Source organism: Micromonospora sp. LZ37, from assembly GCF_059359015.1.
In genome coordinates this window covers 174,977-189,660 of record NZ_JCADBL010000003.1, presented here as the reverse complement: position 1 = coordinate 189,660, position 14,684 = coordinate 174,977, and the positions used below count along the sequence as shown (strand labels likewise).

Genomic DNA, 14,684 nt, shown 5'->3' with positions numbered 1-14,684 from the left:
TGCATGGGGGAGAGCGGATGGCACTGGACGGACGCCTGGATCTTCGTGTCACTGGTGATCGCGAGCGGCGCCGGACGGCACCGCCGCGCGGCGGACACCCGGCGACCCGAAGGCGTCCGACTGGCCGACGTCATCTCCACGGCGGACCACCTCAACCAGGCGATCCCGGAACGGCACGACGTGGAGGCGGCGGTCCGCCGGTTGGCCGGCGCCGGGTTGGTCAGCGTCACCGACGGCTGGTTCCGGATCACCTCGGACGGTGAGCGGCTCTGGCGCACCCGGCCGCGCGCCGGCGTGGGGACCACCGTGGACACGGTGCAGGGGGTGCTGGTCCGGCGGCACAGCCCCGGCAGCGCGGAGTGGCACCTGGCCGAGGAGGAGCACGCCGCGGCGGTGCAGGAGTACCTGGTCCGGTCCATCCCGGCGCCGCGCCGCTCCCCGGAGGGCCGGACCGGACGCTGACCGCCCAGCGGGACGGCCCCGACCCGGGGCGGCTCAGCGGGTGGGGTGACCCGCGATGCGCAGCGCGGCCTTGACCTCGCCGACGGTCAGCTCGCCGAAGTGGAAGACGCTCGCGGCGAGCACCGCGTCGGCGCCCGCGCCGATCGCCGGCGGGAAGTGCGCCACCTCGCCGGCGCCGCCACTGGCCACCACCGGCACGTCCACCACCGCGCGGACCGCCTCGATCAGCGCCAGGTCGAAGCCGGCCTTGGTGCCGTCGGCGTCCATCGAGTTGAGCAGGAGTTCCCCCGCCCCCAGCTCGGCGCCGCGGCGGGCCCACTCGACGGCGTCGATCCCGGTGCCCCGGCGACCGCCGTGGGTGGTCACCTCGAACCCGCTGGGGGTGGTGCCCGTGGCCGCCCGGCGCACGTCCAGCGAGAGCACCAGCACCTGCCGGCCGAACCGGTCGGCGATCTCGGCGATCAGTTCCGGACGGGCGATCGCCGCGGTGTTCACGCCGACCTTGTCCGCACCGGCGCGCAGCAGGGTGTCGACGTCGGCGACCTGCCGCACGCCACCGCCCACGGTCAGCGGGATGAAGACCGACTCGGCGGTGCGGCGGACCACGTCGAGCATGGTGCCCCGGTCGCTGGAGGAGGCGGTGACGTCGAGGAAGGTCAGCTCGTCCGCGCCGGCCCGGTCGTACGCCGCGGCCAGTTCCACCGGGTCCCCGGCGTCGCGCAGGTCGAGGAAGTTGACCCCCTTGACCACCCGCCCGGCGTCCACGTCCAGACACGGGATCACCCGTACCGCCACCGTCATGTCACGAGCCTATCCAACGGGCACGCGGCGGCGGCCGACCTGTGAGGCCGGCCACCGCCGCGCGTCGGGACTCACACCCGGACGAGCATCTTGCCCAGGTTCTCGCCGCGGAGCAGGCCGAGGAAGGCCGCCGGGGCGTTCTCGATGCCGTCGACGACCGTCTCGTCGTACGACAGCCTGCCGTCGCGCAGCCAGCCGGCCACGTCGGCGACGAACTGGTCCCGGAGGCCGCCGTGGTCGCCGACCAGGAAGCCGCGCAGGGTGAGCCGCTTGCCGATGACCAGCGCCAGGTTGCGCGGCGCGGCCGGCGCCTCGGTGGCGTTGTACTGCGCGATCATGCCGCAGATGGCGGCCCGGCCGTGCAGGTTCATCGCCGAGATCGCGGCTTCCAGGTGGTCGCCACCGACGTTGTCGAAGTAGACGTCGACGCCGTCGGGGGCGGCCGCCTTCAGCGAGTCGCGCACCGGACCGTCGTGGTAGTCGAAGGCGGCGTCGAAGCCGAGCGCCTTGAGCCGCTCGACCTTGGCCGCCGAGCCCGCGCTGCCGACCACGTGCCCGGCGCCCTTGAGCTTGGCGATCTGGCCCACCATGCTGCCGACCGCGCCGGCCGCGCCGGAGACGAAGACGGTCTCCCCCGGCTTCATCGCGGCCACGTCGAGCAGCCCCGCGTACGCGGTGAGGCCGGTCATGCCGAGCGCGCCCAGGTAGGCGCTGACCGGGGCGAGCGTCGGGTCGACCCGCCGGGCCGCCCGCGCGTCGACCAGCGCGTACTCGCGCCAGCCGAGGCCGTGCAGCACGGTGTCGCCGACCTTGATCCCGTCGGCCTCGCCGGCCACCACCTCGCCGACCGCGCCGCCGTCGAGCGGCGCGTCGAGCGCGAACGGCGGCACGTACGACTTCACATCGTTCATCCGGCCCCGCATGTACGGGTCGACCGACATGAACTGGTTGCGGACCACGATCTGACCCGGGCCCGGGGTGGGCACCTCGGTGGAGACCAGGCGGAAGTTCTCGGCGGTCGGCCAGCCCTGCGGGCGGGAGGCCAGGTGGATCTCACGGTTGGTGCTCATGCGCTGTCGTCCTTCCGTACGTGAGGCAGGGGCGGGGGCGGGATCAGGCCGCCGCGGCCTCGCGCACGGTCAGGGCGACCTCGACGTTGCCGCGGGTGGCGTTGGAGTACGGGCAGACCTGGTGGGCGGCCTCGACCAGCTGCTCGGCGGCGGCGCGCTCCACGGCGGGCAGGTCGACCACGAGGGCGACGGTCAGGCCGAAGCCGCCGCTGCCGTTCGGGCCGATGCCGACCTCGGCCTCGACGACCGAACCGGAGACGTCGGCCTTGGCCTTGCGGGCGACCAGGCGCAGCGCCGAGTGGAAGCAGGCCGCGTAGCCGGCGGCGAAGAGCTGCTCCGGGTTGGCCGCGCCGCCGGCGCCGCCCATCTCCTTCGGGATCGCCAGGTCCAGGTCGAGGGTGGCGTCGGAGGTGCGGACGTGGCCGTCCCGGCCGTCGCCGGTGGCCTGGGCGGAGGCGGTGTAGAGGACCTGCACGGGGATCACTGCTCCTTCTGTCGGTGGATCGTCTCGGTGACCCGGGTGAGGGTGTCGCGCAGGGCGATCAGGTCGGCCTCGGAGAGGCCGGTGGCGCAGGCGATCCGTGCCGGCACCTCGTCCATCCGCTGTCGCAGGGCCCGACCGTCGGCGGTCAGGCCCACCTCCACCCGCCGTTCGTCGCGCGCCGCGCGGCTGCGGACCACCAGACCCGCGGCCTCCATCCGCTTGAGCAGCGGGGAGAGCGTGCCGGAGTCCAGCCGCAGCGCGGCGCCGAGCTCGGAGACCGTGGGGGCGTCGTCGCCGCGCTCCCAGAGCACCAGCAGCACCAGGTACTGCGGGTAGGTCAGGTCGAACTCGTCGAGGATGGGCCGGTAGACGTCGGTCACGGCGCGCGACGCGGCATAGAGCGCGAAGCACACCTGACGGCGCAGCACCAGATCATCGGTCACCCGAGAACCCTAGCCCGCAATTAAGTTGTGCACAACCGATCGGGGTGTGGCGTGACCGCCCCCAGGATGCGCGGGGCGGCCCCGGGGTCACCGGTCGCCGAGCCAGGCCTCCAACTCGACCTCGACCAGCAGGTCCGGGTCGATCAGACCCGCCACCACGACCATCGTCGCCACCGGCCGCACCGCGCCGAGGACCGCGTTGTGCGCCCGACCCACCTCGTCGGCGTGGATCCGGTCGGTCACGTACATCCGGGTCCGGACCACGTCGGCCGGCTCCGCCCCCACCTCGGCGAGGGCGTCCAGGCCGATCCGCAACGCCTGCGCGGTCTGCGCCGCCGCGTCCCCCACGTGCGCCACCCGGCCGTCCACCATCGCCGTGCAGCCGGCCGTCCAGGCCAGGTCACCGGCGCGCACCACCCGCGCGTAGCCGTAGACGGCCTCCCACGGGCCGCCCGAACCCAGCCGGGTGACGGTCACGCGCGGGCCAGCGTTTCCAGGGCCTGCGCCACCGTGAACGCGCCCGCGTAGAGCGCCTTGCCGGCGATCACACCCTCCACCCCGAGCGGTTCGAGGGTGGCCAGCGCGCGCAGGTCGTCGAGGGTCGAGACGCCGCCCGAGGCGATCACCGGCGCGTCCGTGCGGGCGCAGACCTCACGGAGCAGGTCGAGGTTCGGCCCGCGCATGGTGCCGTCCTTGGTGATGTCGGTCACGACGTACCGGGTGGCGCCCGCCTTGTCGAGCCGCTCCAGCACCTCCCAGAGGTCACCGCCGTCGCGGGTCCAGCCGCGGGCCGAGAGGGTACGACCCCGCACGTCGAGCCCGATCGCCACCCGGTCGCCGTACTCGCCGCAGACCCGGTCGCACCAGACCGGGTCCTCCAGGGCGGCGGTGCCGATGTTGACCCGCGCCGCGCCGGTGCCCAGCGCGGCGTGCAGCGACTCGTCGTCCCGGATGCCGCCGGAGAGTTCGACCTTCACGTCGAGCTGCCGGACCACCTCGGCGAGCAGGTGCGCGTTGGAACCCCGACCGAACGCGGCGTCGAGGTCGACCAGGTGGATCCACTCGGCGCCGTCGGACTGCCAGGCCAGCGCGGCCTCCAGCGGGTCGCCGTAGGCGGTCTCGCTGCCGGCGGCGCCCTGCACGAGCCGGACGGCCTGGCCGTCGGCGACGTCCACGGCGGGCAACAGGGTGAGGCTCAACTCTTCTTCTCCTCGGTCAGATCCGACGGTCCAGCGCGATCACGACGATCGCCGGCAGGACCAGCAGCAGTAACACGGTCAACGCCAGCCGCAGCGCCAGGTCGTCGACGAACGTCCAGATCAGCCCCAGCGTCGCCAGGCTCAGCCCCACGATGGCGGCCCGCTCCCCCCGGCTGCGCCGGCCCAGCCGGCCGGTACGCCCGCGTCGCCACTGCGGGTTCAACCGGCGTACCAGCGCACGCCGGCGATGCCGCCGGGCCAACTTCCGCTGCCGCACCAGCCGGTCCCGGGCGGCCTCGGCCTCCCGGACCGCGCGCCGGCGCGCCCGCTCCTTGCTCACCGCGGACCCGAACGGCGGCCGACCGCGCGCCCGACCGGCCCGGCGGGCCCACCGGCGACGCGACGACGCCCGGCCGCGGCCCGGCGGGCCGCCGGTCGGCCGGCGTCGACGGGCTCAGTCACCGGGCCGCAGCGTGGCGAGCCAGTTCCGCAGCAGAGCGGCGCCGGTGTCGGCGGACTTCTCCGGGTGGAACTGCGCGGCGGAGAGCGGGCCCCGCTCCACCGCCGCGACGAAGTCCGTCCCGTGGTGCGCGGTGGTGACCCGGGCACCGGTCGCGGCCAGCGCGCCGGCATCGGCGACCCCGTAGGAGTGGACGAAGTAGAACCGGCTGTCGGCGGGCAGGCCGGCGAAGAGCACCGAACCCTCCGGCGGCCGGACGGTGTTCCAGCCCATGTGCGGCAGCCGCCGCGCGGCCAGCTGCGTCACCCCGCCGGGCAGCAGCCCCAGCCCCTTGGTGACCACGCCGTGCTCGTCACCGTGCTCGAAGAGGACCTGCATGCCCACGCAGATGCCGAGCACCGGCCGGCCGGCGGCGACCCGCTCGGCGATCACCGGACCCGCGCCGAGCTCCTCGATCCCCGCCATGCAGGCGGCGAACGCCCCGACCCCCGGCACCACCAGGCCGTCCGCCTCGGCGGCGGCGGTCAGGTCGTCGGTGACGGTCACGTCCGCGCCGGCGTGCTCCAGCGCGCGCTCGGCCGAGCGGAGGTTGCCCGAGCCGTAGTCCAGCACCACGATCCGCTTCGTCATCAACCCTCCCCGGGTAGCAGCCAGAGCACCCCGCCGACGGTGGCCAGCGCGGCGAGCAGCGCGGTGATCACCACGGTGCCGCGCGGCGCGCCCTGCCGGTACAACGACCAGGTCCCGCCGACCAGCACCCCGGCCAGGATCAGCAGCAGGGTCGGCAGCACCGCCCCCATCAGAGCCCTCCCTCATTCGCGACTGCGGGGCTCCGCTGCGCTGCACTCCTCGCGCTCATCAGAGCGCTCCCTTGGTGCTGGGGATCGCGCCCTGCGCCCGCGGGTCGATCGCGGTGGCCTCGCGCAGCGCCCGGGAGACCGCCTTGAACTGCGCCTCCACCACGTGGTGGGCGTCCGGGTGGCCGCCGGGGCGGGCCGCGCGCAGCACGTCGACGTGCAGGGTGATCCGGGCGGCCTGGCCGAAGGACTCCCAGATGTGCCGGGTCATGCTGGTCGGGTAGACCGGCCCGATGTACGGGGCCAGCACCGGCTCGTCGTGCACCACGTACGGGCGGCCGGAGAGGTCCACCGCCGCCCGGACCAGCACCTCGTCCATGGGGACGGTGGCCGAGCCGTACCGCCGGATGCCGGCCTTGTCGCCCAGCGCCTGGTCGAAGGCAGCGCCCAGGGCGAGCGCGGTGTCCTCCATGGTGTGGTGGGCGTCGATCTCCAGGTCGCCGGCGGTCCGCACGGTGAGGTCGAAGCCGCCGTGCCGGGCGATCTGGTTCAGCATGTGGTCGTAGAAGCCGACCCCGGTGCCGATCTCGGCCCGGCCGGTGCCGTCGAGGTCGATCTCGACGAGGACCTCGGTCTCCTTGGTGATCCGCTCCACCCGGGCGGTCCGGCTCATGCTGGGCAACCTTTCGTTCGCGACTGCGGGGCTCGCAGGAACGGCTCACTCCTCGCGCCCACGACCTTTTCCATCGCGGCGAGGAAGGCGTCGGTCTCGGCGGGGGTGCCGGCGGTGACCCGCAGCCAGCCGGGCAGCCCGACGTCGCGGACCAGGACGCCCGCGTCGAGCAGGGTGCGCCAGGCCGCGGCCTGGTCGCCGCCGACCTCGAAGAGCACGAAGTTGGCGTCGCTGTCGGCCACCCGGTGGCCCCCGGCGCGCAGCTCGGTCACGATCCGGTCCCGCTGCGTCTTGATCGCGTCGACCGTGGCGAGCAGAGCGTCGCGGTGCGCCAGCGCCGCGCGGGCGGCGGCCTGGGTGAGCGCGGAGAGGTGGTACGGCAGCCGGACCAGCTGCACCGCCGCCACCACCGCCGGGTCCGCGGCCAGGTAGCCGAGCCGGCCGCCGGCGAAGCCGAAGGCCTTGCTCATCGTCCGGGTCACCACCAGCCGCGGGTGGCCGGGGAGCACCGCCAGGGCGCTGACCGTCCCGGGCCGGGCGAACTCGGCGTACGCCTCGTCGACCACCACCACGCCGGGCGCGACGTCGAGCACCGCGGCGACCACCGCCGGGTCCAGCGCGGTGCCGGTGGGGTTGTTCGGCGAGCAGAGGAAGACCACGTCCGGGCGGTGCTGGCGGACCTGGGCCACCGCGTCGGCGGCGGACAGCCCGAAGTCGACGCCCCGGGCCGCCGGCACCCACCGGGTGCCGGTGCCCAGCGCCAGCAGCGGATGCATCGAGTACGCCGGGGTGAAGCCCAGCGCGGTGCGCCCGGGACCGCCGAACACCTGGAGCAGCTGCTGCTGGACCTCGTTGGAGCCGTTGGCCGCCCACACCTGGTCGACGGTGAGGCCGTGGCCAAGGTACGCCGCCAGGTCGGCGCGGAGCGCCACGGCGTCCCGGTCCGGGTAGCGGTTGAGGTCGCGCAGCTCGGCCGCGAGGGCCTCGGCGATCGCCGCCACCACCGGCTCGGGCACCGGATAGGAGTTCTCGTTGGTGTTCAGCCGCACCGCGACGTCCAGCTGCGGCGCCCCGTACGGCGTCAGGCCCCGCAGATCCTCGCGGATCGGCAGGTCGTCGAGGGTCGTCACGAGTCCGTCCCGGCGAAGCGCGCGGCGACCGCCTGGCCGTGCGCCGGCAGGTCCTCCACGTTGGCCAGGGTGACCACGTGCCCGGCGACCTCGCGCAGCGCGTCGCGGGTGTACTCCACCAGGTGCACACCGCGCAGGAAGGACTGCACCGACAGCCCGGAGGAGTGCCGGGCGCAGCCGCCGGTGGGCAGCACGTGGTTGGAGCCGGCGCAGTAGTCGCCGAGCGACACCGGCGACCACGCGCCGACGAAGATCGCCCCGGCGTTGCGCACCCGCAGCGCCCACTCGCGCGCGTCGACGGTCTGGATCTCCAGGTGCTCGGCCGCGTACGCGTCGACCACCCGCAGCCCGGCCTCGAGGTCGTCGACGAGGACGACGCCGCTCTGCTCGCCGCTGAGCGCGGTGGTGACCCGCTCGACGTGCTTGGTGGCCGGCACCTGCCGGGCCAGCTCCCGCTCCACCGCGTCGGCCAGCTCCACCGAGGGGGTGACGAGCACGCTCGCCGCGAGCGGGTCGTGCTCGGCCTGGCTGATCAGGTCGGCGGCGACGTGCGCCGGGTCGGCGGTGTCGTCGGCCAGGATGGCGATCTCGGTCGGGCCGGCCTCGGCGTCGATGCCGACCACGCCGCGCAGCAGCCGCTTGGCGGCGGTGACCCAGATGTTGCCCGGACCGGTGATCATGTCGACCGGGTCGCAGTGCGCGCGGCCCTCGGCGTCCACCGCGGCACCGTACGCCAGCATGGCCACCGCCTGGGCGCCGCCGACGGCGTACACCTCGTCGACGCCGAGCAGCGCGCAGGCGGCGAGCACCCGGGCGTCGGGCAGGCCGCCGTTGTCCCGCTGCGGCGGGCTGACCACCACCAGCGAGCGGACCCCGGCCGCCTGGGCCGGCACGACGTTCATCACCACGGTCGACGGGTACATCGCCAGGCCGCCGGGGACGTAGAGGCCGACCCGGTCGACCGGCACCCAGCGCTCGGTGACGGTGCCACCCGGGACGACCTGGGTGGTGTGGTCGGTGCGGCGCTGGTCGGCGTGGACCTTGCGGGCCCGGCTGATCGACTCCAGCAGCGCGGCCCGCACCTGCGGGTCGAGCGTCCCCTCGGCCTCGGCGATCGCCTCGGCGGGCACCCGCAGCACCTCCGGGGAGATCCCGTCGAAGCGCTCGCTGGCCTCACGGATCGCCGGATAGCCATGCTCCCGGACCGCCTCGACGAGCGGGCGGATCTTCTCGACCGCCACGGAGACGTCGAGCTGGGCACGAGGCAGCAGGCGGCGGGGGTCACGGACGGCACCGCGCAGGTCGATCCGATTCAACACCCTTCGAGTCTAGGCGGCCCGGCCCGGGTGGGACCGCGCCGCCCGGGACCGCGTGGGCGTGAGCCAGGCCACGCCGGACGGGCCCGGGGCGGCTAGGCTCGGTCCCGTGACCGCACGGCTGCCGGTGTTTCCGCTCGGGATGGTGCTCTTCCCCGGGCTGGTGCTGCCGCTGCACATCTTCGAGGAGCGCTACCGGGCCCTGGTCCGGCACCTGGTCGGGCTGCCCGAGGGAGCGCCCCGCGAGTTCGGCGTGGTGGCGATCCGGGCCGGCTGGGAGGTGGCCCCGGGCCCCGGCCGGGCCACCGCAAGCGGCAGCGGCGAGGTGACCCTGCACGAGGTGGGCTGCACCGCCGAGCTGCGGCAGGTGACCGAGCTGGACGACGGGGGCTTCGACATCGTCACCGTCGGCCGCCGCCGGTTCCGCATCGCCGAGGTCGACGACAACTCGCTGCCGTACCTGACCGCCCGGGTGGAGTGGCTGCCGGAGCCGAGCGGCACCGACGAGGTCGCCGACCTGCTCGCCGCCCGGGTGATCTCGGTCTTCCGGCAGTACCTCGGGCTGATCCGGCCCGACCCGGAGGAGATCTCCGAGCAGCTGCCGGAGGACCCGACGGTGCTGTCCCACCTGGTGGCCGCCACCGCCGCGCTGACCGTCGCCGACCGGCAGCGGCTGCTCGCCATCGACGACACCGCGGCCCGGCTCCGGGCCGAGCTGCGGCTGCTCAACCGCGAGGCGGCTCTGCTGCGTCAGGTGCGGGCGGTTCCGGTGCCGCTGTCGGAGCTGGCATCGCCCCCGGCCCCCAACTGAGCGCGCCGGGCCCGCCGGCCCAGTCGGGCTCCGGCTCCGGGCGAAGCGAGGACCAGCGCGACCAGCCGGCCAGCAGGGTGTACGTCACGGCCGCCGCGAACGCCGGCAGCAGCACGTTGCCGAAGGGCAGCGGGATCACGCCCAGCAACCACTCGACGCCGCCGGCGCGCAGGTCGGCCGGCTTGGCGAACGCCGTCCCCTCGGGTGCGGAGGCCAGCAGCCGCTCGAAGTCGGAGAGTCCGATCCGGCGGCCCACCTGCCAGGCGACCAGTGCGGCGCCGAGCCCGCCGAGGGTGACCACGAGCAGGCCCCCCGGGCCGCGGCGGCGGCGCAGCAGCACCCAGAGCCCGACCGCGGCGAGCACCCCGAAGCCGAGCCCGAGCAGGCTGAACCAGCCGTCCGCGGCGATCGGCTGCTCCGGCTGTGGCTGGGCGTAGACCGCGCCCTGGGCGGTCTTCAGCACCGGGGTCTCGGGGGCCACGGCCGCCCAGAGCAGGCCGAGCGGCGCCCCCAGCGCGGTGAGCGCGAGCACCGTCGCCACCGCCAGCGCCGGGGCGGGGCGCGTCCGCTCCCCGGGCTCGGCCGGGCGGCCGGCGTACGCCGGTGGCCAGGTGCCCACCGGCGCCGGCCCGGCGTCGGCCGGCCCGGCCGGTCGCGGGTCACCGCCGGCACCCCCGCCGGGGACGGCCGACGACGGCGATCCGGTCCCGGACGGCACGGGGCCGGCGGGCGCGGGAGCGGCACGACCCGGCTCGTCGGTAGGTTCGACGGGCCGGTGCGGATCGGGGGTGTCCGGGCTCACTGGACGATCTTCTCAGGCGAAGCTGTGCGACGGGGCGGCGGAGGCCGAACCGCTCAGCGGGCGAACGGCTCCAGCATCATCGAGGCCGCCCGCAGCCACGCCTGCCGGGTCTCCGGCTGGAGCTGGTGGTACTCGATCGACGAGCCGGTCTCCAGCGCCGGGTCGTACGGCACCACGGCGACTCCGCGGGTGCGGGTGGCGAAGTGCCGCTCCAGGTCGTCCTGGAGCGACGAGCGGCCCGGGGTCGGGCAGGAGATCAGGGTGACCGCGTTGTCGGCCAGCTCCCCCATCCCCTCCTCGTGCAGCAGGTCCAGCATCCAGTCGGCGCTGAACGCCGCGTCCTCGCGCGGCACCGTGGTCACCACCAGCTGGTCGGCGGCGTGCATGACCGTCCGCCAGTTGGCGCTCTCCACGTTGTTGCCGGTGTCCACGCAGATCACGTCGTGGGTGCGGCGCAGCAGCTCCAGCACCCGCTTGACGGTGAACTGGTCCAGCCGCTGGGCGAACCGGGGGCTCTCCTCACCGGCCAGCACGTCGTACGACCCGTCGGAGGCGTGCCGCAGGTAGTCGTCCAGGGACTCCAGCAGCTCGGCGCCCTCGCGGATCTCGATGTGCGCCAGGTCGCCGATCAGGTGCCGGATGGTCCGGGCGTGCCGGGCGCTGCCGGCCCGCAGGCCGAGGGTGCCGCGCAGCTCGTTGTCGTCCCAGGCGAGCACCCCCCGGCCGCGCACGCTGCCGACGGTGGCGGCGGCGAGCACGGTCGCGGTGGTCTTGTGCACCCCGCCCTTGGGGTTGGCGAAGGCGAGCACCCGGGGGGTGCCCAGGTCGCGGCGGAGGACCGCGGCGGCCCGCTCGTGCTCGTCCTGCGGGGTCTGCGCGCGCCACTCGATCCGGGCCGGCTCGATCCGCGCCGGGTAGCCCCGGTCGGCGGTCACCGCCGCCGGGTACGCCGGCTCGGCCGGGTAGGCCGGCTCCGCGCGGCGCGGAGGCTCCGGCTGGTACGTCCGGTCCGGCTGGTAGGCCGTCGGCTCCGGCTGGTACGTCGGCTGCGCCGGGTACGCGATCGGGTCGGGCTGGTACGTCGGCTGCGCCGGGTACACCGGCTCGGCGGGGGCGTACCCGGGCTGCCCGCCGTAACCGCCGTCGAGCGCGGCGTACCGGGACTCGACCGGCGGCTCGTGCCGGTAGCCGTTGTCCAGCAGCGCGTACCGCGACTCCGCCGACGGCTCCGGCCGGTAGGCCGGCTCGGGGCGCGGGGCGGGCTCGGGCCGGTACGACGGCTCGGGCTGGTAGGACGGCTCGGGCCGGTACGACGGCTCCAGCCGGTAGGCCGGGTCGACCCGGTAGGTCGCCTCGGCCCGGTACCCGGGGTCCGTGCCGTACGGCGGCTCGACCGGCGGCGGCACGGCCGCCGCGGCCCGCCCGGACCAGCCGTTGCCGGATCCGCGCCGGGGCAGCGGGTCCGGCGCCGGCGGCTCCTCGGCCCGACGGTCGGTCTCCGGCTGCTCGCCGGCGCGACCGCCCAGACGGGCGCGGTCGAGCAGCGCCCGCCATCGCGGGGCCGGTTCGGCCGACCGACCCCAGCCGGTCTCGGTGCCGTCCAAGGCTCGCCCTCCCCGCACCACATCGATCTCCGCCTGACAGGCTACGAACGAAACCCTATGCGGACCACACCTGTCCGCGCACATCCCCCGGCGGCCATACTCAGCGCGACGGTGGCGACGACCGTCCGGCACCGACGTCCGGGGAGGTCGGGGCGGTGGTGGGCGGCCGGTGGGCGGTACCGGCGGGCGCACGGTCCGGTGAGGAACCCGTCACATCCGGTGCCGCTTCCGACGAATCGCCCACCTCGGGCGTCAGCGCGGTGTCGGCCGGCGGGCGCACCACGTCCCGCTGCTCGGGCAGGGGCGGGAGGAAGACCGTGCGGTCCAGCCGGCGTACCTCCGGGGCCGGGTCGACCCCCCGGACCCCCGGCCGGGTGGCCAGCTCCCGCAGCGCGTCCGGCGCGGCCCGCACCACGGCGGCGTACACGCAGCCGCAGCCGGCCCGGTAGGCCCGGGCCTCCCGGGCGGCCACCTCCGCCCCGGTGGAGTACGTCCGGCGCAGCAGCGGCTCCGTGGCCGTCGCCGCCCGGTCGCGCTGGTCGGCGGCCTCCCGGTCCTTGCGGTCGGCGACCCCCGACATCCCGGCCAGCACGTCCTGCGGCGTCCGCTGCGCCGCCAGGTGGACCACCTCGGTCTGCCGGTCGGGCAGCGGCACCCGCGCCACCACCTCGACGACCGGCACGTCGGCGAGCATCACCGGCAGCGCGTCCGGCCGCAGGTAGGCGTCGAAGGAGACCAGCGCGTACGTCCCGGCCGACGCGTCGGCCGGGGGCAGCGCGGCGAGCTCCGTGGCGGCGGCGCGCAGGTAGGCCGGGATCGCGTCGCCGGGACCCACCCCGACCCGGGTGACCTCGCCCACCGTGCGGTCCCCGACCGGTTCGTCCCGCCGGTCCGTCCAGCCGGCGGCGAGCAGCACCGCGCCGACGGAGAGGGCCGCGGCCCAGCCGAGCCAGCCGGACCGGCGGCGGGCGTCGGCGAGCGGCCCCCGGTCGCCCGGCGGCGGACCGGCGGCGCCCTCCGGCGCGGGCCCCCTCGTCGTCACAGGATCGGTGCCGTCAGTCGCGCAGGACCGCCAGCGCCTGCGCCAGGTCGTCGGGGTACTCGCTGACGAAGGTCACCTCGTCGCCCGTGCGCGGGTGCGCGAAGCTCAGCGAGCGGGCGTGCAGCCACTGCCGGCTCAGCCCCAGCCGGGCCGAGAGGGTCGGATCCGCGCCGTAGGTGATGTCGCCCACACAGGGATGCCGCAGGGTGGAGAAGTGCACCCGGATCTGGTGCGTCCGGCCGGTCTCCAACCGAACGTCGAGCAGGCTCGCCGCCGGGAACGCCTCGATGGTGTCGTAGTGGGTGATGCTCGGCTTGCCGCCGGAGACGACCGCCCAGCGGTAGTCGTGGTGCGGGTGCCGGTCGATCGGCGCGTCGATGGTGCCGCGCGACGGGTCGGGGTGGCCCTGCACCACGGCGTGGTAGCGCTTCTCCACCTCGCGGTACTTGAACGCCCGCTTCAACGCGGTGTACGCCTGCTCGCTCTTGGCCACCGCCATGATGCCGGTGGTGCCGACGTCGAGCCGGTGCACCACGCCCTGCCGCTCGGCCGCGCCGCTGGTCGAGATGCGGTGCCCGATCGCGGCGAGGCCGCCGATCACGGTCGGCCCGGTCCAGCCGGGGCTGGGGTGGGCGGCCACCCCGACCGGCTTGTCCACCACCACGATGTCGTCGTCGGCGTAGACCACGGTGAGCCCGGGCACCGCCTGCGGCACCACGGTCGGCGGGGCGACCGGGGCGGGCAGCGTCACCTCCAGCCAGGAGCCGGCCTTGACCTTGTGCGAGTTCTGCCGGGCGACCCCGTCGACCAGTGCGTCGCCGGCGTCGACCAGCGCCGCGGCGGCGGTGCGGGACAGGCCGAAGAGCCGGGACACCGCCTGGTCCAGGCGCATCCCGTCGAGCCCGTCGGGGACGGGGAGGGAACGGTGGTCGCCGCCGCCGGCGAAGGCCGAGGTCATGCCGGCTCCCGCTGCTCGGAGGTGGCGCCGGCCGACGCCGCCGCGGTGTCGTCGCCGCCCTTGCCGATCCGGCTGCCGTCGCGCTGCCGGCCGGTCAGCTCCAGCAGCACGGCGAGCAGCACGCCGGAGACCAGGCAGCTGTCGGCCAGGTTGAACACCGGCCAGACCTGCCCGTACGGGTCGAAGAGGCTGACCATGTCCACCACGTGCCCGACGAAGTGACCGGGGGCGCGGAAGATCCGGTCGACGAGGTTGCCCAGCGCGCCGCCGAGCACCAGCCCGAGCGAGATCGCCCACGGCAGGGAACGCAGCCGTACCGCCATCCAGACGATCCAGCCGACCACGCCGATGGTGATCAGCGGGAAGATCCAGGTGTGGTCGGACCCGATGCTCCAGGCCGCCCCGCTGTTGCGGGTCAGGGTGAGGTAGACCGCGCCGCCGAGCAGCCGGACGGGCTCCCGGTCGTCGAGGGCGGCCAGCGCCAGGTGCTTGGTGAGCAGGTCGGCGAGCAGGGCCACCAGGGCGATGCCGCCGAGGACCACGACCGCTCCGCGGCGGGGCGTGCCGCCGCCCGGCTCAGCGGTGCCGGATCCGGTCGGTGCTGTGGTCATCGACTCCCCATCGACTGTCCG

Annotated in this window: 19 protein-coding genes; 2 read left to right on the top strand and 17 right to left on the bottom strand. The window is 75.4% G+C overall.

Annotated features, from left to right (window positions below; translation table 11 throughout):
• The first annotated feature begins 3 nt into the window (after positions 1 to 3).
• Positions 4 to 462: a hypothetical protein gene (locus AC5L3Z_RS08535; protein WP_494840875.1), complete on the top strand. Its 459-nt coding sequence runs from the start codon at positions 4 to 6 to the stop codon at positions 460 to 462.
• Positions 463 to 495: 33 nt separating this feature from the next.
• On the opposite strand, the gene hisF is transcribed toward AC5L3Z_RS08535, so the two are convergent.
• The 12 genes from hisF to hisD all read right to left on the bottom strand — a co-directional run bounded on the left by hisF (position 496) and on the right by hisD (position 8,838).
• Positions 496 to 1,263, bottom strand: coding sequence for an imidazole glycerol phosphate synthase subunit HisF (hisF, locus tag AC5L3Z_RS08530; RefSeq protein WP_494840873.1), 768 nt, complete (start codon positions 1,261 to 1,263; stop codon positions 496 to 498).
• Between the two features lie 71 nt (positions 1,264 to 1,334).
• Positions 1,335 to 2,333 carry an NADP-dependent oxidoreductase gene (locus tag AC5L3Z_RS08525; RefSeq protein WP_494840871.1) on the bottom strand — a complete coding sequence of 333 codons (999 nt, stop codon included), beginning with the start codon at positions 2,331 to 2,333 and terminating at the stop codon, positions 1,335 to 1,337.
• 43 nt (positions 2,334 to 2,376) lie between these two features.
• Entirely contained in the window at positions 2,377 to 2,808 is a 432-nt protein-coding gene (locus tag AC5L3Z_RS08520) for an organic hydroperoxide resistance protein (RefSeq protein ID WP_494841276.1), read from the bottom strand.
• A gap of 5 nt (positions 2,809 to 2,813) precedes the next feature.
• The gene (locus tag AC5L3Z_RS08515; RefSeq protein ID WP_334522510.1) at positions 2,814 to 3,260 is read right to left on the bottom strand and encodes a MarR family winged helix-turn-helix transcriptional regulator; all 447 of its coding nucleotides are present in this window, start codon (positions 3,258 to 3,260) and stop codon (positions 2,814 to 2,816) included.
• Positions 3,261 to 3,347: 87 nt separating this feature from the next.
• Positions 3,348 to 3,737, bottom strand: a complete 390-nt coding sequence (locus AC5L3Z_RS08510) for a RidA family protein (protein ID WP_334522507.1) — start codon at positions 3,735 to 3,737, stop codon at positions 3,348 to 3,350.
• The gene (gene priA / locus AC5L3Z_RS08505) at positions 3,734 to 4,459 is read right to left on the bottom strand and encodes a bifunctional 1-(5-phosphoribosyl)-5-((5-phosphoribosylamino)methylideneamino)imidazole-4-carboxamide isomerase/phosphoribosylanthranilate isomerase PriA (RefSeq protein WP_334522505.1); all 726 of its coding nucleotides are present in this window, start codon (positions 4,457 to 4,459) and stop codon (positions 3,734 to 3,736) included. The genes AC5L3Z_RS08510 and priA overlap by 4 nt, the downstream gene beginning before the upstream one ends.
• A 16-nt stretch (positions 4,460 to 4,475) precedes the next feature.
• Complete coding sequence (locus AC5L3Z_RS08500; RefSeq protein WP_494840868.1) at positions 4,476 to 4,799, bottom strand: hypothetical protein; 324 nt, start codon at positions 4,797 to 4,799, stop codon at positions 4,476 to 4,478.
• A 114-nt stretch (positions 4,800 to 4,913) separates the two neighbouring features.
• The gene (hisH, locus tag AC5L3Z_RS08495) at positions 4,914 to 5,549 is read right to left on the bottom strand and encodes an imidazole glycerol phosphate synthase subunit HisH (RefSeq protein WP_494840866.1); all 636 of its coding nucleotides are present in this window, start codon (positions 5,547 to 5,549) and stop codon (positions 4,914 to 4,916) included.
• Complete coding sequence (locus AC5L3Z_RS08490; RefSeq protein ID WP_425749509.1) at positions 5,549 to 5,719, bottom strand: CG2302 family histidine operon protein; 171 nt, start codon at positions 5,717 to 5,719, stop codon at positions 5,549 to 5,551. The genes hisH and AC5L3Z_RS08490 overlap by 1 nt, the downstream gene beginning before the upstream one ends.
• A 58-nt stretch (positions 5,720 to 5,777) precedes the next feature.
• Positions 5,778 to 6,389, bottom strand: a complete 612-nt coding sequence (hisB, locus tag AC5L3Z_RS08485; RefSeq protein ID WP_494840864.1) for an imidazoleglycerol-phosphate dehydratase HisB — start codon at positions 6,387 to 6,389, stop codon at positions 5,778 to 5,780.
• Positions 6,386 to 7,519, bottom strand: a complete 1,134-nt coding sequence (locus AC5L3Z_RS08480) for a histidinol-phosphate transaminase (RefSeq protein WP_494840862.1) — start codon at positions 7,517 to 7,519, stop codon at positions 6,386 to 6,388. Before AC5L3Z_RS08480 ends, hisB begins: the two co-directional genes overlap by 4 nt.
• A complete protein-coding gene (gene hisD, locus AC5L3Z_RS08475; RefSeq protein ID WP_494840860.1) occupies positions 7,516 to 8,838 on the bottom strand; it encodes a histidinol dehydrogenase in 1,323 nt (440 codons plus the stop codon). The genes AC5L3Z_RS08480 and hisD overlap by 4 nt, the downstream gene beginning before the upstream one ends.
• 106 nt (positions 8,839 to 8,944) lie before the next feature.
• Here hisD and AC5L3Z_RS08470 point away from each other — a divergent pair, with 106 nt between their 5' ends.
• Positions 8,945 to 9,646, top strand: coding sequence for an LON peptidase substrate-binding domain-containing protein (locus AC5L3Z_RS08470; RefSeq protein WP_494840858.1), 702 nt, complete (start codon positions 8,945 to 8,947; stop codon positions 9,644 to 9,646).
• Here the strand turns inward: AC5L3Z_RS08470 and AC5L3Z_RS08465 are convergent.
• The 5 genes from AC5L3Z_RS08465 to lspA form a co-directional block, all read right to left on the bottom strand.
• Positions 9,561 to 10,448 carry a DUF2567 domain-containing protein gene (locus AC5L3Z_RS08465; protein ID WP_494840856.1) on the bottom strand — a complete coding sequence of 296 codons (888 nt, stop codon included), beginning with the start codon at positions 10,446 to 10,448 and terminating at the stop codon, positions 9,561 to 9,563. The two genes, AC5L3Z_RS08470 and AC5L3Z_RS08465, sit on opposite strands and share 86 nt — an antisense overlap.
• A 53-nt stretch (positions 10,449 to 10,501) precedes the next feature.
• The gene (locus AC5L3Z_RS08460) at positions 10,502 to 12,052 is read right to left on the bottom strand and encodes a MinD/ParA family ATP-binding protein (RefSeq protein WP_494840854.1); all 1,551 of its coding nucleotides are present in this window, start codon (positions 12,050 to 12,052) and stop codon (positions 10,502 to 10,504) included.
• 100 nt (positions 12,053 to 12,152) lie between these two features.
• A complete protein-coding gene (locus tag AC5L3Z_RS08455; protein WP_494840853.1) occupies positions 12,153 to 13,094 on the bottom strand; it encodes a hypothetical protein in 942 nt (313 codons plus the stop codon).
• Positions 13,095 to 13,107: 13 nt separating this feature from the next.
• Positions 13,108 to 14,052 carry an RluA family pseudouridine synthase gene (locus tag AC5L3Z_RS08450; RefSeq protein ID WP_494840852.1) on the bottom strand — a complete coding sequence of 315 codons (945 nt, stop codon included), beginning with the start codon at positions 14,050 to 14,052 and terminating at the stop codon, positions 13,108 to 13,110.
• Positions 14,049 to 14,663, bottom strand: coding sequence for a signal peptidase II (lspA, locus tag AC5L3Z_RS08445; RefSeq protein WP_494840850.1), 615 nt, complete (start codon positions 14,661 to 14,663; stop codon positions 14,049 to 14,051). Before lspA ends, AC5L3Z_RS08450 begins: the two co-directional genes overlap by 4 nt.
• Positions 14,664 to 14,684: the final 21 nt, after the last annotated feature.

Excerpts from the sequence above, each read along its gene's own strand:
- AC5L3Z_RS08535 (WP_494840875.1), top strand. The coding sequence starts at position 4 with ATGGGGGAGAGCGGATGGCACTGGACGGACGCCTGGATCTTCGTGTCA.
- hisF (WP_494840873.1), bottom strand. The coding sequence starts at position 1,263 with ATGACGGTGGCGGTACGGGTGATCCCGTGTCTGGACGTGGACGCCGGG.
- AC5L3Z_RS08525 (WP_494840871.1), bottom strand. The coding sequence starts at position 2,333 with ATGAGCACCAACCGTGAGATCCACCTGGCCTCCCGCCCGCAGGGCTGG.
- hisH (WP_494840866.1), bottom strand. The coding sequence starts at position 5,549 with ATGACGAAGCGGATCGTGGTGCTGGACTACGGCTCGGGCAACCTCCGC.
- AC5L3Z_RS08490 (WP_425749509.1), bottom strand. The coding sequence starts at position 5,719 with ATGGGGGCGGTGCTGCCGACCCTGCTGCTGATCCTGGCCGGGGTGCTG.
- hisB (WP_494840864.1), bottom strand. The coding sequence starts at position 6,389 with ATGAGCCGGACCGCCCGGGTGGAGCGGATCACCAAGGAGACCGAGGTC.
- AC5L3Z_RS08450 (WP_494840852.1), bottom strand. The coding sequence starts at position 14,052 with ATGACCTCGGCCTTCGCCGGCGGCGGCGACCACCGTTCCCTCCCCGTC.
- lspA (WP_494840850.1), bottom strand. The coding sequence starts at position 14,663 with ATGACCACAGCACCGACCGGATCCGGCACCGCTGAGCCGGGCGGCGGC.